19 protein-coding genes are annotated in these 18502 nt (G+C 69.2%); 5 read left to right on the forward strand and 14 right to left on the reverse strand.

Features of this window, described 5'->3' with window-relative positions:
• Positions 1–271 precede the first annotated feature (271 nt).
• Positions 272–2536: an amino acid permease gene (locus ACSG06_RS09650; protein WP_440990054.1), complete on the forward strand. Its 2265-nt coding sequence runs from the start codon at positions 272–274 to the stop codon at positions 2534–2536.
• 77 nt (positions 2537–2613) lie between these two features.
• On the opposite strand, the gene ndk is transcribed toward ACSG06_RS09650, so the two are convergent.
• From ndk to rpl7ae, 4 genes are read right to left on the reverse strand one after another with little or no spacing between them, the layout of a single operon-like run.
• Positions 2614–3078, reverse strand: a complete 465-nt coding sequence (gene ndk, locus ACSG06_RS09655; RefSeq protein WP_440990055.1) for a nucleoside-diphosphate kinase — start codon at positions 3076–3078, stop codon at positions 2614–2616.
• Positions 3075–3281, reverse strand: coding sequence for a 50S ribosomal protein L24e (locus tag ACSG06_RS09660; RefSeq protein ID WP_440990056.1), 207 nt, complete (start codon positions 3279–3281; stop codon positions 3075–3077). Before ACSG06_RS09660 ends, ndk begins: the two co-directional genes overlap by 4 nt.
• Positions 3281–3505, reverse strand: a complete 225-nt coding sequence (locus tag ACSG06_RS09665) for a 30S ribosomal protein S28e (protein WP_089731743.1) — start codon at positions 3503–3505, stop codon at positions 3281–3283. Before ACSG06_RS09665 ends, ACSG06_RS09660 begins: the two co-directional genes overlap by 1 nt.
• A 9-nt stretch (positions 3506–3514) precedes the next feature.
• Positions 3515–3874 (reverse strand): 50S ribosomal protein L7Ae, encoded by a 360-nt coding sequence (gene rpl7ae, locus ACSG06_RS09670; protein ID WP_089731742.1) that lies wholly within the window; start codon positions 3872–3874, stop codon positions 3515–3517.
• 273 nt (positions 3875–4147) lie between these two features.
• Between rpl7ae and tmcA the strand changes: the two genes are divergently transcribed.
• From tmcA to ACSG06_RS09685, 3 genes are all read left to right on the forward strand, one after another.
• Positions 4148–6466, forward strand: coding sequence for a tRNA(Met) cytidine acetyltransferase TmcA (tmcA, locus tag ACSG06_RS09675; protein WP_440990057.1), 2319 nt, complete (start codon positions 4148–4150; stop codon positions 6464–6466).
• A gap of 67 nt (positions 6467–6533) precedes the next feature.
• Positions 6534–6695 (forward strand): DUF8014 family protein, encoded by a 162-nt coding sequence (locus tag ACSG06_RS09680; protein WP_440990058.1) that lies wholly within the window; start codon positions 6534–6536, stop codon positions 6693–6695.
• Positions 6692–7252 carry an NUDIX domain-containing protein gene (locus ACSG06_RS09685; protein WP_440990059.1) on the forward strand — a complete coding sequence of 187 codons (561 nt, stop codon included), beginning with the start codon at positions 6692–6694 and terminating at the stop codon, positions 7250–7252. Before ACSG06_RS09680 ends, ACSG06_RS09685 begins: the two co-directional genes overlap by 4 nt.
• A 13-nt stretch (positions 7253–7265) precedes the next feature.
• Here ACSG06_RS09685 and ACSG06_RS09690 read toward each other — a convergent pair whose 3' ends face one another.
• The 7 genes from ACSG06_RS09690 to ACSG06_RS09720 form a co-directional block, all read right to left on the reverse strand.
• A complete protein-coding gene (locus tag ACSG06_RS09690) occupies positions 7266–8000 on the reverse strand; it encodes a GNAT family N-acetyltransferase (RefSeq protein WP_440990060.1) in 735 nt (244 codons plus the stop codon).
• 63 nt (positions 8001–8063) lie between these two features.
• Positions 8064–8606, reverse strand: coding sequence for a VIT1/CCC1 transporter family protein (locus ACSG06_RS09695; protein WP_440990061.1), 543 nt, complete (start codon positions 8604–8606; stop codon positions 8064–8066).
• Between the two features lie 73 nt (positions 8607–8679).
• Positions 8680–9030 (reverse strand): DUF8055 family protein, encoded by a 351-nt coding sequence (locus tag ACSG06_RS09700; RefSeq protein ID WP_440990062.1) that lies wholly within the window; start codon positions 9028–9030, stop codon positions 8680–8682.
• Positions 9031–9033: 3 nt separating this feature from the next.
• Entirely contained in the window at positions 9034–10701 is a 1668-nt protein-coding gene (locus ACSG06_RS09705) for an FAD-dependent oxidoreductase (RefSeq protein ID WP_440990063.1), read from the reverse strand.
• Complete coding sequence (locus ACSG06_RS09710) at positions 10694–12370, reverse strand: electron transfer flavoprotein subunit alpha/FixB family protein (RefSeq protein WP_440990064.1); 1677 nt, start codon at positions 12368–12370, stop codon at positions 10694–10696. Before ACSG06_RS09710 ends, ACSG06_RS09705 begins: the two co-directional genes overlap by 8 nt.
• Positions 12371–12372: 2 nt before the next feature.
• A complete protein-coding gene (locus ACSG06_RS09715; RefSeq protein ID WP_440990065.1) occupies positions 12373–13227 on the reverse strand; it encodes an electron transfer flavoprotein subunit beta/FixA family protein in 855 nt (284 codons plus the stop codon).
• Between the two features lie 6 nt (positions 13228–13233).
• Positions 13234–13563, reverse strand: a complete 330-nt coding sequence (locus ACSG06_RS09720) for a 4Fe-4S dicluster domain-containing protein (RefSeq protein ID WP_089731733.1) — start codon at positions 13561–13563, stop codon at positions 13234–13236.
• Between the two features lie 213 nt (positions 13564–13776).
• On the opposite strand from ACSG06_RS09720, the gene ACSG06_RS09725 reads away from it, so the two are divergent.
• Positions 13777–14280, forward strand: coding sequence for a DUF456 domain-containing protein (locus tag ACSG06_RS09725; protein ID WP_440990066.1), 504 nt, complete (start codon positions 13777–13779; stop codon positions 14278–14280).
• Positions 14281–14295: 15 nt separating this feature from the next.
• Here the strand turns inward: ACSG06_RS09725 and ACSG06_RS09730 are convergent, their stop codons facing one another.
• The 3 genes from ACSG06_RS09730 to idsA3 form a co-directional block, all read right to left on the reverse strand.
• Entirely contained in the window at positions 14296–16014 is a 1719-nt protein-coding gene (locus tag ACSG06_RS09730; RefSeq protein WP_440990067.1) for a glutamate--tRNA ligase, read from the reverse strand.
• Positions 16015–16876: 862 nt separating this feature from the next.
• Positions 16877–17356 (reverse strand): DUF8159 domain-containing protein, encoded by a 480-nt coding sequence (locus ACSG06_RS09735; RefSeq protein WP_440990068.1) that lies wholly within the window; start codon positions 17354–17356, stop codon positions 16877–16879.
• Positions 17357–17449: 93 nt separating this feature from the next.
• Positions 17450–18499, reverse strand: coding sequence for a geranylfarnesyl diphosphate synthase (gene idsA3 / locus ACSG06_RS09740; protein WP_440990069.1), 1050 nt, complete (start codon positions 18497–18499; stop codon positions 17450–17452).
• Positions 18500–18502: the final 3 nt, after the last annotated feature.

Raw genomic sequence — 18502 nt, forward strand, 5'->3', positions numbered from 1 at the left:
GGCACCATATTTTTGTACTGTCGGCTATTTCACCCAGGTATGTGGCAAGATCCGTGGACGCCCGGTCGGGACAGACGACCGGTCGACCCTCCCGCAGACCTCCGCCGGCCGAGTACACTGCGTCGCCCCACCGCCCGAGCCCGTGCTGTCGGGTCCCGGGCCCGCACCTCCCACCGCGGCGGCACCAGCGAGACCACCGTCGTGTCTCGCTCCCCTCCGAGGTCCTCGTGAGCGAACCGTCCCGCCGACTCCCCAGCGGACTCCACCACCGATGAGCGACGACGAACTCGCGAAGGACCTCGGACTCGTCTCGGCGATCACGATCGGAATCGGCACGATGATCGGGGCCGGAATCTTCGTCCTCCCGGGCGTCGCCGCCCAGGAGGCCGGTCCCATCGTCGTGGTCTCGTTCGTGGTCGGTGGCATCATCGCCGTCGTCAACGCGCTCTCGGTCTCCGAACTCGGGACCGCGATGCCGAAGGCCGGCGGCGGCTACTACTACATCAACAGGGCCCTCGGACCCCTGTTCGGCTCCGTCGCCGGGATGGGCGACTGGCTCGGCCTGGCGTTCGCCTCGGCGTTCTACTGCATCGGCTTCGGCCAGTACCTCGCGGTGTTCGTCGGCCTGCCGACCATCCCCGGCCTCAACCAGATCCAGGTCGGCGCGCTCGTCGCCGGCCTCGTCTTCGTCGGCGTCAACTACGCCGGCGCGAAGGAGACCGGCGGCATCCAGACCGTCATCGTCTCCCTGCTGTTGCTCGTGCTCACCGGGTTCGCCGTCGCCGGGTTCCTCTCGTTCGACTACGGAACCCTCGCGGGCTCGGGCGGCCTCACCCCGAAGGGCGCCGATGCCGTCCTTCCGGGGACCGCCCTCGTCTTCGTCTCCTTCCTCGGCTACGCGAAGATCGCGACGGTCGCCGAGGAGCTGAAGAACCCCGGCCGGAACCTCCCCATCGCAATCGTCGGGAGCGTCCTCGTCGTCACCGTCGTCTACGCGATCCTCGTCTCCCTGATGCTCGGCGTCGTCCCGTGGCCGGAGCTCAGCCAGGACGCGCCCATCGAGCAGGCCGCCCGCGTCGCGTTCCCCCAGTCCATCGGGCCGGTGACCGGCGTCGCAGCCGGTGCCGCGGCCGTGATGACCCTCGGCGCGCTGCTGGCGACCGCCTCCTCCGCGAACGCGTCCATCCTCGCGTCCGCCCGCATCAACTTCGCCATGGGGCGGGACCGCATCGTCACGAACTGGCTCAACGAGATCCACCCGACGTACCTGACCCCGTACCGGTCCATCCTGCTCACCGGGGTGTTCATCGCCGTCTTCATCGCCGCGCTCGGACAGGACATCGAGGTGCTGGCGAAGGCGGCGAGCGTCCTGCATCTCGTCGTCTACGCGCTGATGAACGTCGCGCTCATCGTCTTCCGGGAGACCGACCCCGACTACGACCCGGCGTTCACCGTCCCGCTGTACCCCCTCACACCCATCGCGGGTGCAGTGCTGTCGCTGGGGCTCGTCGCCTTCATGGACTGGACCGAGATCCTCATCTCGGGTGCCTTCGTAGCGTTCGCCGTCGTCTGGTACGTCGCCTACGCCCGGCGGAACGAGCCGGACACCGGCCTCCTGACCCGGTACATCCGCCGCAGCGAGGACTCGATGCCCGGTGCAGTCGTCGACGCAGCAAACAGCGTCGCACCGGACTCCGCCGACGGCCCCACCGTCATGGTCGCCCTCGCGAACCCACGGACGGAGACACCGCTCGTCACACTCGGCGCGGCACTCGCCGGACAGAAGGGGGGTCGGGTGCTCGCGACGCACGTCGTCCGCGTGCCCGACCAGACCGCACTCGCCGCGGCACGCGAACAGCGCGCCGAACTCGACCGGACCTCGGACCGGCTGCTCGCCTCCGCTCGCGAGGACGCGGCACGGCTCGACGTCCCCATCGAGACGAAGACCATCCTCTCACACCGGGCCGTCGAGGAGGTCATCGACGCCGCCCGCGAGCACGGCGCCGACACGCTCGTCATGGGCTACGGCGGTGCCCGCTTCGCCGGTGGCCGCGCCGAGGGCGTCGCCGACGAGCTGTTCCACGACCTGCCCTGCGACGTACTCGTCTTCGACGGCGAGGACCTCGACACGGGCGACGTCCTCGTCCCGACCGCCGGCGGGGACTCCTCCGACCTCTCCGCCGAGGTCGCGGCCGTGCTCCGGGACCGGCTGGGCTCGACCGTCTCGCTCCTCCACGTCGTCGGCGACGAGTCCGCGGCCGACGAGGGCCGGACGTTCCTCACCGAGTGGGGTGCCGACCACGGGCTGGGGGACGCCGACACCATCGTCGAGGTCGGCGACGTCGAGTCAGTGATCGCCAGCTACGCCCCGGCGTACGACCTCGTCATCGTCGGCGCGACCGAGCGCGGCCTCCTCTCGCGGGTGCTCAGCGGCTCGCTCACGTTCGAGACCATCAGCGAACTCGACGTGCCCGTCCTCCTGGCCGAACGGCCGTCCACCCGGTCGCTGTGGGAGCGGCTGTTCGGACGGCGCTGACGGTCACGTCCGCCGACGGCGGAGCGAGAGTGCCGTCGCTGTTCGGATATCGTGCTGCTGAAAAAGCGGTCGAAGGCCTACTCGTAGAGCCAGCCTTCGTCGACCTTCTCGTAGTCGACGAGCTCGTCCTCGTCGAAGAACAGGTCGATCTCTCGCTCGTTCGACCCGGGGTCCTCGTGGTCCGAGCCGTGGATGACGTTGCGGCCGAGGTCCAGCCCGAAGTCACCGCGGATGGTGCCCGGTGCGGACTCGGCGGGGTCGGTCTCGCCCATCATGCCGCGGACCTGGCGGATGGCGTCGTCGCCCTCCCAGACCATCGCCATGACGGGGCCGGAGGTGATGAACTCGACGAGGCCCTCGAAGAAGGGCTTGCCCTCGTGCTCGCCGTAGTGCTCCTCGGCGAGCTCCTGGTCGATCTGCATGAACTTCGCGCCGACCAGCTTCAGACCGCGGTCCTCGAACCGGGAGACGATCTCGCCGGTGAGGCCGCGCTGGACGCCGTCGGGCTTGACCATGACGAAGGTGCGCTCGCGCTCGCTCATTCCTCGTCGTCCTCCTGCTCCTCGGAGACGCCGGCACCGGCCTCTGTCCACTCGAGGTCGCGGGGCTCGCGGCCGAGGTCGGCGTTCTTCTCACACTTCGCGGAACAGTAGTGGACCGTGGTGCCGTCCGTGTGGACGAACATGGTCCCCGTTCCGGGCGTGATCTCGGTACCGCAGTACTCGCAGTCGCGCGTCGTCACCATTATTGTCCTCCGATGGAGTCGGCCTCGCGAGCGGTCTCCCGCAGCTGCAGGATGTCGCCCTCGCGGACCGGGCCGAGGCAGTTGCGCGTGATGATTCGACCCTGATTCTCCCCTTCGCGGATGCGGCACTTGACCTGCATGGCTTCACCGTGCATGCCGGTCTTGCCGACTATCTCGATGACTTCCGCGGGGGTCGCGCCGTCTTCGGACTCTTCGGCACTCATGGATTACCTCTAAAGGTCCTCGAGCTTGCCCGCGATGTCCTCGACGTCCGTCGAGGCCTCGCCGGCGTCGACGACGGCGGCCGCGGCGCTCCCGACTTCGAGGCCGGCCGCGTGGCCGACGTCGTCCTGCGTCTCGATGAAGACGACCGGGATACCCTTCTCGTCGGCCAGCTCGGGGAGGTGCATGACGATCTCCTCGGGCTGGACGTCCTCGGCAACGAAGATGAGCTCGGCGTTGCCGCGCTCGACGGCCTTCGTCGTCTCGTTGGTTCCTTTCTTTACGCTACCTGTGTCTCGTGCGACCTCGAGGGCCTCGAGGGCGTCCTCTTGGAGGTCGGCTGGGATCTCTTTTGTTACGTAGACTGCCATGGTTGTTCACCTCTCCTACGCGTGGGCTCGCGCTCCCCTGCCGTCGCGGGTCGGGCCCGCATGACCGTCAGCTGGGTCCGACGGTCGGAATCCTGTGGGGCTAGGAGCATCATCAACCCCGCGTAGGGTGTAATACAACGGTAGCCCGGCCCACCTTATAAGGGTGTCCAAACCGTCGAGCGCGTGGGACACCGCCCCACAGTTCGGTCGGGCGAGACGTCGGCCCGTCGTGGGACCGAAACGCCCCTGTCCCTCGGGGTCCCACGCGGCTGTATGGACGCAGTCGACGCCGCTCGTGCGCTGCTCAGCGAGGCCGACGCGACGAACGAGCGACGGCTCCTCGTGCTGACCGGCGCACGCGAGGACTGCTATCGGGTCGCCGACGCCGTGCTCGACGCCGTGCCGGTCGGCGTCTCCGACACCGCACTCGTGGGCGAACGCGACGCGCTCGCCTGCCAGCAGGTCGAGCCGAACCGGGCGTCGTCGCTGCTCGGGACGACGCTCTCGGCGGTCGTCTACGACGCACACGACACGCTCCGGCCCAACTCCCTCGGTCAGGTCGTCGGCGCGGTCGACGGGGGCGGCCTCCTCCTGCTGCTCGCCCCCGACCTGGACGGCTGGCCGAACCAGCGCGACGGCTTCGACGAGGGGCTCGCGGTCCCGCCGTTCGGCGTCGAGGACGTCTCGGGCCGGTTCCGCCGCCGGTTCGTCGCCAGCCTTCGCGCGCACACGGGCATCGGGATCGTCTCGGTCGGCGCAGTCGACGGCGACGACGATGCGGCCGGGTCGCGGGTCGTCGACGACGGCCTGACGAACCCCGCACCCCGACTCGTGGACAGCCGCGAGCCCGAAGACGAGCTCCCCGTCCCGGTCGACCACGAGTTCCCCCGCGAGACGTACGAGGCGTGCCGCACCGCCGACCAGGTCGAAGCCGTCCACGAGTTCGAGCGCCTCGTCACCGACCGGGAGACGGATGCGGGAGCGGAGGACCAGAGCGAACGACGCGCGCTCGTCGTCGAGTCCGACCGCGGCCGGGGGAAATCGAGCGCCGCGGGACTCGCCGCTGGCGCGGCTGCGGCCGACGGGCTCGACGTGCTCGTCACCGCCCCGAACCGCCGGAACGCCGCGGAGGTGTTCGACCGCGCACGCGAGCTCCTCACCACTCTCGAGGCCGCGGGCGACCACCCGGACGAGGACGGCCACCTCGTCAGCGCGGCCGGCGGCGCGGTCCGGTACGAACCACCACGCGTGGCCGCCGACTCGGCCGCCGAACCGGACCTGCTCGTCGTCGACGAGGCCGCCGCGCTCTCGGTCAGGCTGCTGGACGAGACGCTCGCCGCCGACCGGGTCGCCTACGCCTCGACGGTCCACGGCTACGAGGGCGCCGGCCGCGGGTTCTCCGTGCGCTTCCGCGAGCACCTCGACGACAGCGACCACGTGGTACGCGAGTGTCGGCTCGCCGAACCCATCCGGTACGCCGCGGGCGACCCCGTCGAGGTCTGGTCGTTCGACGCGCTCGGGCTGGACGCGCGTCCACCGGTCCCGGAGATCGTCGCGGGCGCGACGCCCGAATCGGTCAGCTACGAGCGCATCGACGGCGAGGACCTGCTCGCCGACCCGACCTTGCTGCGGGAGACGTTCGGCCTGCTCGTGCTCGCGCACTACCGGACCGAACCGGACGACCTCGCGCGGCTGCTCGACGCGCCGAACCTGACCGTCCGCGCGCTGACCCACCGAGGCCACGTCGTCAGCGTCGCGCTGCTGGCCCGCGAGGGCGACCTCGACGCCGGGACCGCCGCCGGGATGTACGAGGGCGACCGCATCCGGGGGAACATGATCCCCGACGTGCTCGTGAGCCAGGTACGCGACGAGGCCGCCGCCGCGCCCGTCGGCTACCGCGTCGTCCGCATCGCCACGCACCACGCGGTCCGGTCCTCGGGGCTGGGCTCGCGGTTGCTCGACGAGGTGCGGGACGAGTTCGCCGACGAGGTCGACTGGCTCGGCGTCGCCTACGGCGCGACCGCCCGACTCGTCCGGTTCTGGGAGCGCAACGACTACGCTGTCGTGCACTACTCCACGACCCGGAACGACGTGAGCGGCCAGTACTCCGTCGTCATGCTCGACCCCTGTTCGGCGGCCGGCGAAGCCATGGCCGACCGCCACGGGGACTGGTTCGGCCGCCGCGTCGGCGGCCAGCTCACCGACTCGCTCGACGACGCCGACCCGGACGAGGTGCGCGCAGCCCTCGCGGCCTGCGACGGCGACCTCGACCTCGCCCTCTCCGAGCACGAGTGGCGGATGGTCGCCGGCGCGGCCTACGGCACCGGGCTGTTCGACGTGGACCCGACGCCGTTCCGCGACCTCGTCGTCAAGCACCTCGTCGACCCCGACCACGCGGTCGACCTGACCGACCGCCAGGAGCGCGTGCTGGTCGAGCGTGCGCTGCAGGCGCGGGACTGGTCGACCGTCGCCGACGACTGCGGGTTCCACTCCCCCGGCCAGTGCATGCGCGCCCTCGGCGACGCGCTCGTCCCGCTCTGTGACGCCTACGGGGGCGCCGTGGCCGACGAGGAGCGCGAGCGACACGGGTGAGGGTCCGACGGGGGATGGCCAGCGGCGGTGGGGAACTTTGGTAACCGTCGGCGCGGAACGTTCTGGCATGGACTGTTCGGAACCGGACTGCGACCGGGCGGCCGCGGTCGAACTCGACATCCCCTGGGACGAGAACCGGGTCGTCTGCCCGCCCCACGCCCGCGTCCTCGGTCGACAGGACGGCGTCGTCGCCCTCCCGCTCGACGGCACGGAGGACGAGTGGCCGTGACGTACGTGATGGCCACCGAGCCACCGACGTACTGCCCGTACTGCGGGGAGACGGTCGACGAGCGCGACGTCGAAGGCGTGGCGACGCCGCACTGTCCGGACTGCGAGGTGACGTTCTTCGAGGAGCAGCTGGTGTCGGCGCGGGCGACCGTCGTCGACGGCGATTCGGCCCTGCTCATCGAACGCGGCCGCGGGGCGGACGTCGGCGTCTGGGCGACCCCCGGCGGCTTCGTCGACCCCGGCGAGACGCTGCCCGAGGCCGCCGCCCGCGAGCTTCGCGAGGAGACGAGCCTCCGGGTCGACCCGGCCGACCTCGCGCTCGTGGGCACCGGTCGCATCGCGTTCGCGGACGGGAACGCGCAGCTGTTCGTGACCTTCGCCGCGCCGATGGCCGCCGCCGATGGGGCCGTCGAGCCGGGCGACGACGCCGCTGACGCACGGTTCTGGACGCGGACCGAGCTGGAAGCGCATCCGGACACGGGCGACCCCGAGACGAGAACGCTCGGGGCCACGGGGCTGGAGCAGCTGCTCGAGGCCATCGAAAGAGACGGAAGGTGAGTGTGCGCCCGGCTCAGACCGTCGTCGCCATCATCACTTCGTCGACGTAGTCGTCAGCGATCTTGTAGTGGTTCTCGCGGACCGCCTCGGTCTCCCAGCCGTGTCCCTCGAGGAACGTGATGGCGGCCTCGTTGGTCGCCGGGACGGAGTTGTAGATCTTCTCGTAGCCGTTCGATGCGGCCCAGCTCACGCCACGCTCGAGCAGGTGCGAGCCGATGTCGTGCCGGCGGTACTCCCCGAGCACGCCGACGGTCAACTCGGCGGTGTGGGACAGCTTCTCCAGCTCGGGCGCGCGGATGTGTACCCAGCCGACGACCTCGTCGCCGACGGTCGCGACGAAGAACATGCGTGACTCCAGCTCGTTGTGCCGGAGCAGTACCTCCTCGTGGTCCAGTACGTCCGCGACGGATTCGGCGACGATGTAGTCGCCACTGCTGGCGACCGCGCGAATCGCTCCGACGAGCCCGGCGAGGTCCTCCTGTCGCGCCTGTCGGATGACGAAGTCGACGTTCTCGGAGGTGTGTTCCTCGGCGGCCGTCTCGTCCTCGAAGGCGACCTTCAGTTCACCGCCGGTGTCGGTGAGGTAGCCGTCGCGCTTCAGGATGGCGACGTGGTGTCGGACCGCTCGCGGGTCCAGGTTCAGGGCACGGTGGAGCGAGTCCCGTTCGACGGTGCCGTGGCTCTCGACGTAGTCGTAGATGCGCTCCCTGTCCTCGTGGTCGAAGCTCAGCTTGTCAGTGAGTTTCATGATGGTTGTTACCACGACGCCAGCTGTAATGATTGTTTGGGAGAATCCCATCCCGCGGGGGAGTCAGGCGAAGCCCTTCAGGAGGTCTCCGACGACGTACGCGACCGTCGCCGCTGCCATGCCGACGACGAACATCTCCCCGCCGTTCCAGTACCACGACCGACTCGTCACGAGGCTCCGGCTCGCACCGACGACGAAGAACGCCAGCCCGGTCACCGCGATGGAGATGAGGAACGCCGGTTCGAGGACGAAGATGTACGGCAGCAGCGGCGCCCAGCCCGCGACGACGAACGCGAGGAAGGTGACGAAGGCGGTGCTCGCCGGGGACTTCCCGCCGTCGGCCGGCCCGTCCGGTTCCCCTTCGACCGTGGCCTGGTAGTCCATCTCCGAGCGCCGGCTCAGGTAGTTGCTCATGCCCATCGAGAAGCCGTCCGCGAACAGGTTCGCTGCCCCGAGCACGAGGACGATGCCCGGGTTGAGCGCCGCGCCAGCGACGCCCGAGACGACGGCGAAGGTCGTGACGATGCCGTCGTTCGCGCCGTAGATGACCTCCGCCAGATACCGACCCGTGTCGTCGACGTCGTCGCCGAGGAGAATCTCGAGCATGTAGCAGCCGCTACGGCGGGATGGGATACGAAACTACGGGTCGGAGAACGGCCGAGACGGTGCCGTTGGAGCCTCAGCGCCGGTCCGGCACCGTCGTCAGCAGCTGCGCCACGTCACGGGCGCTGTGGGTGTCGACCAGCACCTCCGCGCCGGTCCGGATGGCGAACGAGCAGTCCATCTCGACGCCGTAGCACAGCGCGTACAGCTCGAGCCACTCGTTGAAGACGGCCTCCAGCCGCTCGCGTTCGGCCGACGGCAGCTCTGGACCGCCCGTCCGGCAGTCCGCGAACAGCACGACGGCGGGGCCGACGCCCTCGCGGACGTACTCCGTCGCCCTCGCGTCCGGATCGGCGGGCGGCTCGAACGACGCCCACTCGGCAGCGACCCGGCGTTCGAACTCCTCGATGCGTGGGGCGACCGACATGACTCAGCCCTGCTTGTACTCCACGCCCTTGCCGCCGCGTGGGTGCTCCCACTTCGTGTCGGCGACGACGGCGCAGGTCCCACACTCCACGCAGGGCTGGGTGTCGAGGCTCACGACGCGCTCCTCGCTGCCGTTCGTCCCGACGGTCTCCGAGCGGTAGCAGCCGCCGCCGAAGTCCTCGGCGCTGACCGGACAGGCCGTGACCGCCGCCCCGCTGGCCGCCCAGGAGTTGTCGAGCACCTCGATGTGCGGGTTGCCGATGTCGGTGTTGTAGCTCAGGTCGCCGATGCGCTCCTCCAGGCTCGGCGGCTCGACGGTGCTCTCGCCGCTGACCGGCGCACCCTGCTCCTCGCCGATTAGGGTGGGCACGGTGACGTACGCCGGCTTGATGTCCGGCAGCATCGACAGCAGGCGCGGCGAGTTGAACGCCTTCTCGACCATCGACTCGGCGGCACCGGTCCGCAGCACCGCACGGCCGACCGGCGACTTCGCGACCGTCTCCATGACACTCGCCGTCGCCGAGTGCTCGCTGATGGACCTCGTCAGGTCGTAGCTCTTCGGCCGGAGCTTGCCCATCACGCCCTCCTGCTCGAGCAGCGTGGTGTAGCGCTGGCCGGCGGTCTCGGCCGACCGGCCGCGGGACGTGACGTACGCGTCGGCCGCGAGCGCACCCGCCGTGACGGCGTGGTTCATCCCCTTGATGATGGGGCCCTGGGCCTGCATCTGGCCGGCGGCGTCGCCGACGAGCAGCAGGCGGTCGCGGTGGGGCTCCTTCAGCGCCACCTTCTTCGAGTCTGGCACCAGCTTCGCCGAGTACTCGAGCTCGTCGTACTCGTCGGGCAGCCAGTTCGAGAGGTGCGGGTGGGTCAGCAGTGCGTTCAGGAGCTCGTGCGTCTCGGCGCGCTCCTCGACGATGCTGTCGAGGTGGAACACCGTCCCGATGGAGAGGGTGTCCTGGTTCGTGTACAGGAACCCGCCGCCCCGGGCGTCCTGGAACAGGTCGCCCGAGAACAGCCTGGCGACGCCCTCGTCCTCGTCGACGTCGAACGTCTCCTGGACGAACCCGTCCGGCACGTCGACGACGGCCTTGACCCCCTGGAACCACTCCTCGGGGTCCTCCCAGTCCATCAGCCCTGCCTCGCGGGCCAGCTCGGAGTTGACGCCGTCCGCCGCGATGACCACGTCGGCCTCGATCTCGTCGAGCTCGTCGCAGGTGACGCCGATGATCTCGCCGTTCTCGCGGAGCAGCCCGTTGACGCGCACGTCGGTCAGCAGGCCGCCGCCGGTCTCCCGGCACCTCTCGTGGACCTGTTCGGCCATCCACGAGTCCATCTTCCGGCGAAGCACGGAGTCACACCAGAGCGTGTCGTTCTCGTGCAGGGACGTCAGGTCGTACGTCTTCACCCGGTTCCCCGCGATGTTGTCCATCTTGTAGTCCGTGATGGGGCGCTCTGCGGCCTCCTCTCGGAACTCGGGGAACAGGTCGTCGACCGTGTACGGCGCGGACTGCTCCGCGTAGATGAGCCCGCCCGAGACGTTCTTCGACCCGGCGTCGACGCCACGTTCGAGCACGAGCGTCTCGACGCCGTGGTCGGCGAGCCGTGCCGCGGCGGCAGCACCACCGGGGCCGGCGCCGACGACGATCGCCTCGTAGTGCTCGCGGTCAGTCATCGTCACCACCTCCGGGTGCTGCGGCCTCGGCAAGCGCCTCCCCTACGTCCCCGCTCTTGACCGCGTCGATGAGTCCGGGGAGGACGTCGAACAGGTCGCCCTCGATGAAGTAGTCCGAGAAGTCCCTGATGCGGGCGTCGGGGTCGGTGTTGATGGAGACGATGACGTCGGAGTCGTCCATCCCGACCTTGTGCTGGACCGCGCCGGAGATGCCGGCGGCGATGTAGAGGTCGGGTGCGACGACCTGCCCCGTCTCGCCGATCTGTCGCTCCTCGTGGGTGTACTGCTCGACGTTCGCGTCGAACTGGTACGAGCCCGTGACGATGCCACGGGTGACGCCCACGTCGGCCTCCTCGAAGCAGTTCGCGAGCTCGACGCCGAGCTCCATCCCCTTCGTCGGGTTCGCGCCGATGCCACGGCCCATCGCGACGATGACCTCGTTGCCGGTGAGGTCGACGCCCTCGTCGAGCACGTCGTGGTCGGTGACCTCGACGCGGAACCAGTCGTCGTCGACCTCGCCGTCCCACTCGACGACCTCGCCTTCGCGGTCGGGGTCGGGGTCCGGTATCTCGAAGCTGCCCGGGATGACAGAGCCACCCTGCGGGTGGAAGTCCCGGTGCGGGTTGTCGATGCAGAGGATGGTCGAGTACTCGAAGCCGGAGAAGTCCGGCCGCTTCATGTGCAGGATGCGGTCGAACGTCTTCGTCGTGCCCGGCTCGCCCGTCTTGACGGGGTTCGAGATCTCCGCGTCCTCGATGTAGAGCCCGGAGCAGTCCGAGGCGAGCCCGGAGTCGAGCTCCGCCTGGACGAGCGCGGAGAGGTCGCGGCCGTTGTTCGTCGCCGGGAACAGCACGTACCGCGGCTCGTCGTACTCGCGCCAGTCCGCCGGCTCGGGGTTGCCCTCGCCGGGGTCGCCGCCCCAGCGCGCCATGTCACAGAAGATGCGCGTGTAGGGCTTGTGGCGGAAGCGTCCGAGGCGCTCGTCCTCGGCCGTGACGACGACGTCGGCGCCGAGTTCGATGCACTCCTCGGTGTGCGCCTCCACGTCGTCGCCGATGAGCACCGCGACGACCTTCTCGTCGCCGCCGTAGTCCTCGGCGTAGTCGTCCATCAGCTGTCGGGCCTTCCCGAGCATCTCGCGGGAGACGTCGAGCATGTCGCCCTGCTGGGTCTCGCAGTACACCCACATGTCCTCGTAGGTGCCGTCCTCGATGGCCCGGACGTGGCGCTTGTCGGCCGTCGGGTGGTCGAGGTCCGGATGGCGCTCCTCCGGCGTCTCGGCCTCCAGCTCCGCCTCCTCACCGTCGTCCTCGCTCTCGCTGAGGTCGTCGATGCGCTTCTGGATGAGCCGCTTCGCGCTGTCGCGGTCCTCGCCGGCCTCCTCCGCTTCGAGCAGGGCTTCGAGGTCCGCGATCTCCTCCAGATCCCTGACGGCGTTGCCGACGTCGGCGACGCTCATGTCCGAAGGGTCCATGTCGCCGGCGTCGGCCTCTTCGTCGTCCTCGCTGAACTTCTCGATGCGGCTCTCGATGAGGGTCACCGCGCCGGTGCGGTCCTCGCCCGCCTTCTCCGCCTCGAGGATGGCTTCGAGCTCGTCGACGTCCTCGATGTCCTTCAGCTCGGGGCCGAGTTCGGCGATGGTGTACTCGCCGGGGTCGATGGCGGGCACGGTCAGTCACCCCCCGCGAACGGCGTCATCTCCTCTAACACCTGTTCCATGCCCGCCTCGTCGTCGGGCGTCACCATCGTCGCCTCGCGCTCGGAGGGTGCCTTCGGTATCGGGTCGACCGACGAGACGATGGTCGGCGAGCCGTCCAGTCCGACGAAGTCCGGGTCGAGGTTCAGCTCCTCGTGGTTCCACATCGTGAGGTGGTCCTCGTAGTTCTCGGCGCGCTGTTTCGTCTGCTCGCGCAGGTCCTTCAGCTCCAGCCGGTGCTCCGCACGGCGGTACGTCGGCTCGAACTCCGGGTCGGTGACGACGACACAGGGGAGCGGTGCCTCGACGGTCTCGATCTCGTCCACGTCGCCCTCGACGAGGCGCTTCGCGCGCACCACGTCGTTCTCGGGCTCGATGTCGAGCGAGATGACGTGCGTGAGGATGGGTCGGTCCAGTCCCCAGCAGGTCTGCGGGCCGGTGTGGCCCGTCTCGCCGTCGGCCGTCTTGAAGCCCGCGAACACCACGTCGGGCTCGTTCTCCATGTGTTCGAGCGCGGCCGTCAACGTGATCGCCGTCGCCCAGGTGTCCGCCGCGGCGAACTCCCGGTCCGACACCAGCACGAGGTCGTCGGCGTAGACGTCGCGCATCCCCTCCTCGAGGATGTTGTCGTAGCCCGGTGGGCCCATGCTGCACAGTGTGACGTTCCCGCCGTGGCGTACCTTCGTCTGCAGGGCGGCACGCAGGGCGAACTTGTCGTTCGGGTTCATCACCGTCGGGGTCTTCCCGCGCTCGAGGTGGCCGTCCTCGTCGAAGGACACCTGCCCCTCTCGGAAGTCGGGAACCCCCTTCGTGAGTACTGCTATCTCCATCTGTGCCTATGCACGCCCCTGTCGTCCTGCGTCCACGTCGATGGCGTCGACCGGGCAGACGTCGACACAGAGCATGCAGTCGATGCACTGGGCCTCGTTCGCCGGGTCGGCCTTGATCTCGGACTCGGGGTGGCCCGGGGTGTCCACCCACTCGAACACGTCGACGGGGCAGTCCTCGAGACACGCGCCGTCGGCGAGACAGATGTCGAAGTCCACCGCGACGTGCGTGCCGTGTATACCGAGCGTGTCCGGCTCCTCGACCGGCCCCCACACGTCGTGGCCGTTGTGCTCGTCCACAAGTTCACGGTTCTCCTCGAAGTTCGGATCGATGGGCATTGTCAGCTAGGGCCATAGGGTGCCCGGGTCTTAAATTTACGTTCGTGAACGTCGGGACGGCGGCGCGGTCGGCACTCGCCAGCGACCACGCTGCACCCCTCGCAGAACACACCTGTCGAGACCCCGACCGCTGGGTGCACCGGCCGTAGTGGAGCGTACTCCCCGGTTTCCCACGGCAAAACAGCCTTGGGGGCGACGCGTCTACCAGCTGGCATGGACGTCAGTGCCCTCCTCGGCGGGGTCGAACCCGTGCTCGTCGTCGCCGTCGTCCTCCTGCTCGCCGGCATCGTCGGGAGCGCCGTGCCATCGATGCCCGGGCCACTGCTGTCGGTCGCCGGCGTGCTCGTCTTCTGGCTCTGGGGCGACGGGCTCGGCCCGTTCGTCGCGCTCGCCCTCGTCGCCGTCGGACTGTTCGCCGTCGTCGCCGACCTCCTCGCGGACGCCGTCTCCGCCCGCGTCGGCGGTGCCTCCTGGCAGACGACGGCGCTCGCGGGCGCGGTTGGCTTCGCGCTCCTGTTCGTCACCGGCCCGCTGGGCATCCTCGTCGGGGTCGTCGGCACCGTCTTCGCGCTGGAGTACTGGGAGACCGAGGACCACCGCCACGCCGCTCGAGCTGCCGCAACCACCAGCCTCGGCATCCTCGCCAGCGCGGTCGTGCAGGTACTGCTGACGCTCTCGATACTGCTCGGCTTCGGGTTGTTCGTCTTCGTCCTGTAGAAGGAGCGTCGCCTGCTACTCGTGAGCGAAGTACGCCACGGAGCCGTCCTCGTCGTGCGAGTCGACCCGGGCGAAACCGACGCGCTCGAACTGCACCATCGCGTCGACCGGCTGGTCGCGGAAGCCCGGCTCGGCGTGGCCGGAGACGACCCCGTCCATCGTCCAGAGCTCGACGGGCTCGTTGTCGTCCGCGGGCACCCAGTGCACCACGTCGACGCCCTCCTCGCGCACCGCGGAGATGTCGTCGCCGGTGTACTGGAGCGCGTCGCGGGTGAACCGGAAGCAGCCGAGGCCCTTGAGCCAGACGCGCTCCTCTCGCTCGGGCAGGTCCTTCGGCTCCAGCAGGACGGCCGCGCCGACCGGAATCTCGCGGACGCCACGGTCCTCGTGGTCCGGGTGGACCGGCGGCTCGCCGACCTCGGGTGCGCCGCCGATGATGCCGAGCTCGGTGCCGTCGCGCACGAGGAACTGCCGGTCCGCACCGTCGTCGATCAGGTCGCGGTTCTTCGAGTAGACCGACGACATCGCGAGGTCGACGTTCGAGGTCGAGGTGCCGAGCTCGATCATCGACTCGACGATGGCCTCGCCGCGGATGCCCCGCCGACGGAGACTCTTGATGGTCGGCGCGCGCGGGTCGTCCCACCCGTCGAGCTCGCCCGCGTCGACGAGCTCCTTCAGCGTCGAGGTGGACATCTTCACGTCGTAGGCGTCGACCTGGACGTGGCCCCAGTGGACGACCTCGGGGTACTCCCAGCCGAAGTAGTCGTAGACGAAGCGCTGGCGCTTCGCCGAGTCCTGCAGGTCGATGCCCCGGATGATGTGCGTGATGCCGACGAGGTGGTCGTCGATGCCGGACTGGAAGTCGAGCATCGGCCAGCAGCGGTAGTCCGCGGCCTCCTCGCGTGGGTGGGGCGTGTCTATCATCCGGAAGGCGACCCAGTCACGCAGCGCCGGGTTCTTGTGCTCGATGTCGGTCTTCACCCGCAGGACCATCTCGCCGGAGGTGTACTCCCCGGCGACCATCTCCTCGAACTCGGCCATCGTGGTCTCGGCGTCCTTCTCCCGGTGCGGGCAGGACTGTCCGCTGTTCTTCAGGTCGGAGAACTCGCCCTGCGGGCACGAGCAGGTGTACGCCCCGCCCATCTCGATGAGCTCCCGGGCGTGCTCGTAGTACGTGTCCATCCGGTCGCTCGCCTTCATGACCTCGTCGGGCTCGAAGCCGAGGTACTCGATGTCCTCGAGAATCCCGTCGTAGGCGTCCATGTCCGGACGCTTCGTCTCGGGGTCCGTGTCGTCGAACCGGACGCAGAACCAGCCGTCGTAGCGCTCCTTGTACGTCCCGATGACGGCGGGCATCCGGGCGTGGCCGACGTGCCACGGGCCGTTCGGGTTCGGCGCACAGCGCATCCGCACCTGGTCGTACTCCTCGGCGTTGTGCAGGTCCGGCAGCGTGTGCGCCTCGCCCTCGTCCTCGCTGTCGAGCTCCTCGAGCAGCTCCGGCGCCAGCTCGCCCAGCCGCTCGCGCTTCTCGTCGTGGCTCATCTGGTTGACGCGGCCGCAGACGCCGCCGACCACGCCGGGCACCTCGTCGCCGTGCTCGCGGAAGGCCGGGTTCTCGCCCATCAGCGGGCCCATCACCGCGCCGACCGCCGCGTCGCTCTCGTGCTTGATGGCGTTGAACAGGGCGTGCTTCTCGGCCTCTCGCTCGACCTGCTCGCGTAGCGAATCGTCCATTGGCGTGGCCTACTGCCGGAACCGTCAAAACAGTCGTGATGTTCGTCGCGGAGAACCGTGTGGTCGACATCCACCAACCAAGCCGACCGGCGCGCGCTGGCGAGCGTGCCGAGCCATAGCGAGGTCTCCGCGAGCTTGCGAGCGGAGGGCAGCGAGACGACGGAGGAGTCTCGCCAGGCCGCGAGCCATGCACGTGCGAGGGATGAGAAGCGCAGGGAGCGTGCGACCGAGCATCGGTCACGAAACGCTCGCGTTTCGTGAGCCCGCCGGAAATCTCTGATTTCCGGAGATGTGGCCAGAAAGCGGAGCTTTCTGGCTGCTAACCGGAAACCGGAGGTTTCCGGTGATGCAATCGGTTGGGGAGGCGTGAGGTGCGGTGCGGTCGGGCGGGACTGAAAGGGGCGAGGGTATCGACGAACCCGGCCGAAGCAAGGACCGGAACGGAGTGAGGACCGCTGCGAGGCCCGGGAGTCGATGCCCTCGGGGCTTTCTGGCTGTTGGCGGTATCGGACAGTCCACAGCAAGTAAGCAAGCTGTAACCGTCGAGCTACTCACAGAGATACGAATAACAGTCCGAGAAGACAGCAGACCCGGCGTGCTCTTTCCACCGTGGAGCCACCAACCGCACCGCATCCACCGGCCGCACCGTAGACCGCCACTATCACACCGCGAACCGCCACTATCGCACCGCAACCGTCGCACGCACCGCAGTCGTTGCCTCCGTACCGCAGTCGCCGTCAACCGCACCGCGTCGACCGCAACCGCACCGCAGCCGCACGTGTTGACCGACACTGCGTCGGTCGACCACCCAGATTCGGAGTGTCGGTCGGGAAGCCGACACAGCCACGGACGCACTACTTCGTCACTCGGTCGCGGACTCGGGGAACTGGCGCGTGTTGAACACGCGCTGGGCGACGAGGGCGTCGGACATCTCGCCGGCACGCCACTGCGCGACCCACGAGGCCTCGACGTGGTACTCCTGGGCCTGCTCGGCGAACCGGTCGCCGATGCTCGCCTCCAGCCGCTCGGACGGCCCGCCGCTGTCGATGATGAGCCCGTACGAGGAGATGACCTGACCGATCTCCTCGCGGGACTCCGCGCGGTCGCTCGCCCGGGACTCGTACTCGAGGGTCACGACGTCGTCGCTGTAGGTCATGCTCGTCACCGACATACCGTGGGTCTCCTCGAGGATCCAGCGCAGTTCGCCGAGGGTTCCCTCGCCGTCCTGGTTCGGTTCGGACTTCTGTACCTGGTTGCCGCCGAGGCACCCGGCGAGTCCCGCCAGGGTCGCGGCCCCACCCGCGAGGACGCTCCGCCGCGTCGTCATGCTGTCCTGTGGCATAACTACGGGTACAGGGGGAGACCCACTAAAACCGCGGAGGATTTCGCCCCGCGAAACGGGGTTCGACTCAGGAACTGAGTCGTCCGCGAACCGTCAGTAGCCGCGCTCTATCAGGTAGTCGGCGATATCGCACAGCAGGTCGCGCGCCTCGTTGTCCGGGAGGACCTCGAGCCGGGACTTGCCGCGCTCGACGAGGTCGCGCGCGGTCTGGTTCGCGTACTCGATGCTGCCGGCGTCCTCGAGGGTCGCCACCGCGTCGTCGATCTCGGCCTCGGTGACCGCCTCGACGCTGTCGGTGTCGACCAGTCCGCCCACGTCGACGCCCTGCTCGCGGGCGTGGACCGTGATGAGCGTCTGCTTGTTCTCGACGAGGTCGGAGCCCCGCTGCTTGCCCAGCTTGTCGGACGGAACGGTGAGGTCGAGCACGTCGTCCTGGATCTGGAACGCTCGCCCGACGTCGAGCCCGTAGCCGTACAGCGCGTCGACGACCTCGTCGTCCGCAGAGAGCAGCTCGCCGGCGATGGCCGCGGAGGCCGCGTACAGCACCGCGGTCTTCTGCTCGATCATCTCGAGGTACTCGTCTGGGTCGACGTCGCGACGCGTCTCGAAGGAGACGTCGAGGCTCTGGCCCTCGCAGATCTTCGTGCAGGTGGACGCGAGCGTGTCCGTCGCCGCGACGACCCGCTCCGGTGGCGCGTCGGTCTCGACCATGATCTCGAACGCCTTCGAGTACAGCGTGTCGCCCGCGAGGATGGCCGTCTCCAGGTCGTACTCCTTGTGGACCGCCGGCACGCCGCGCCGGAGGTCGTCGTCGTCCATGATGTCGTCGTGTATCAGCGTGAACGACTGGATGACCTCGACGCTGACGGCGGCGGCCATCAGGTCGACGGGCTCGTCGGTCAGCGACGGGAACTCGCGGTAGTCGACCGACATCGGCTCCACGTCGGTCAGGGCCTCGCCGACGACGAGCAGCACCGTCGGGCGGAGCCGCTTGCCACCCGCGTCCAGCAGGTAGCGGGACGCCTCGTACAGTCGCTTCGGCGACTTGATGGGCAGCTCCTCGGTGATGGCCTCGTTGACGAGCTCGCGTCGCTGGCCCACCGCGTCGAGCACCGTCTGTTCTCGCGTCTGCGGGTCTGTCATGCT

Origin of the sequence: Haloarchaeobius baliensis (assembly GCF_052060055.1) — an archaeon.
Taxonomy (GTDB): domain Archaea; phylum Halobacteriota; class Halobacteria; order Halobacteriales; family Natrialbaceae; genus Haloarchaeobius; species Haloarchaeobius baliensis.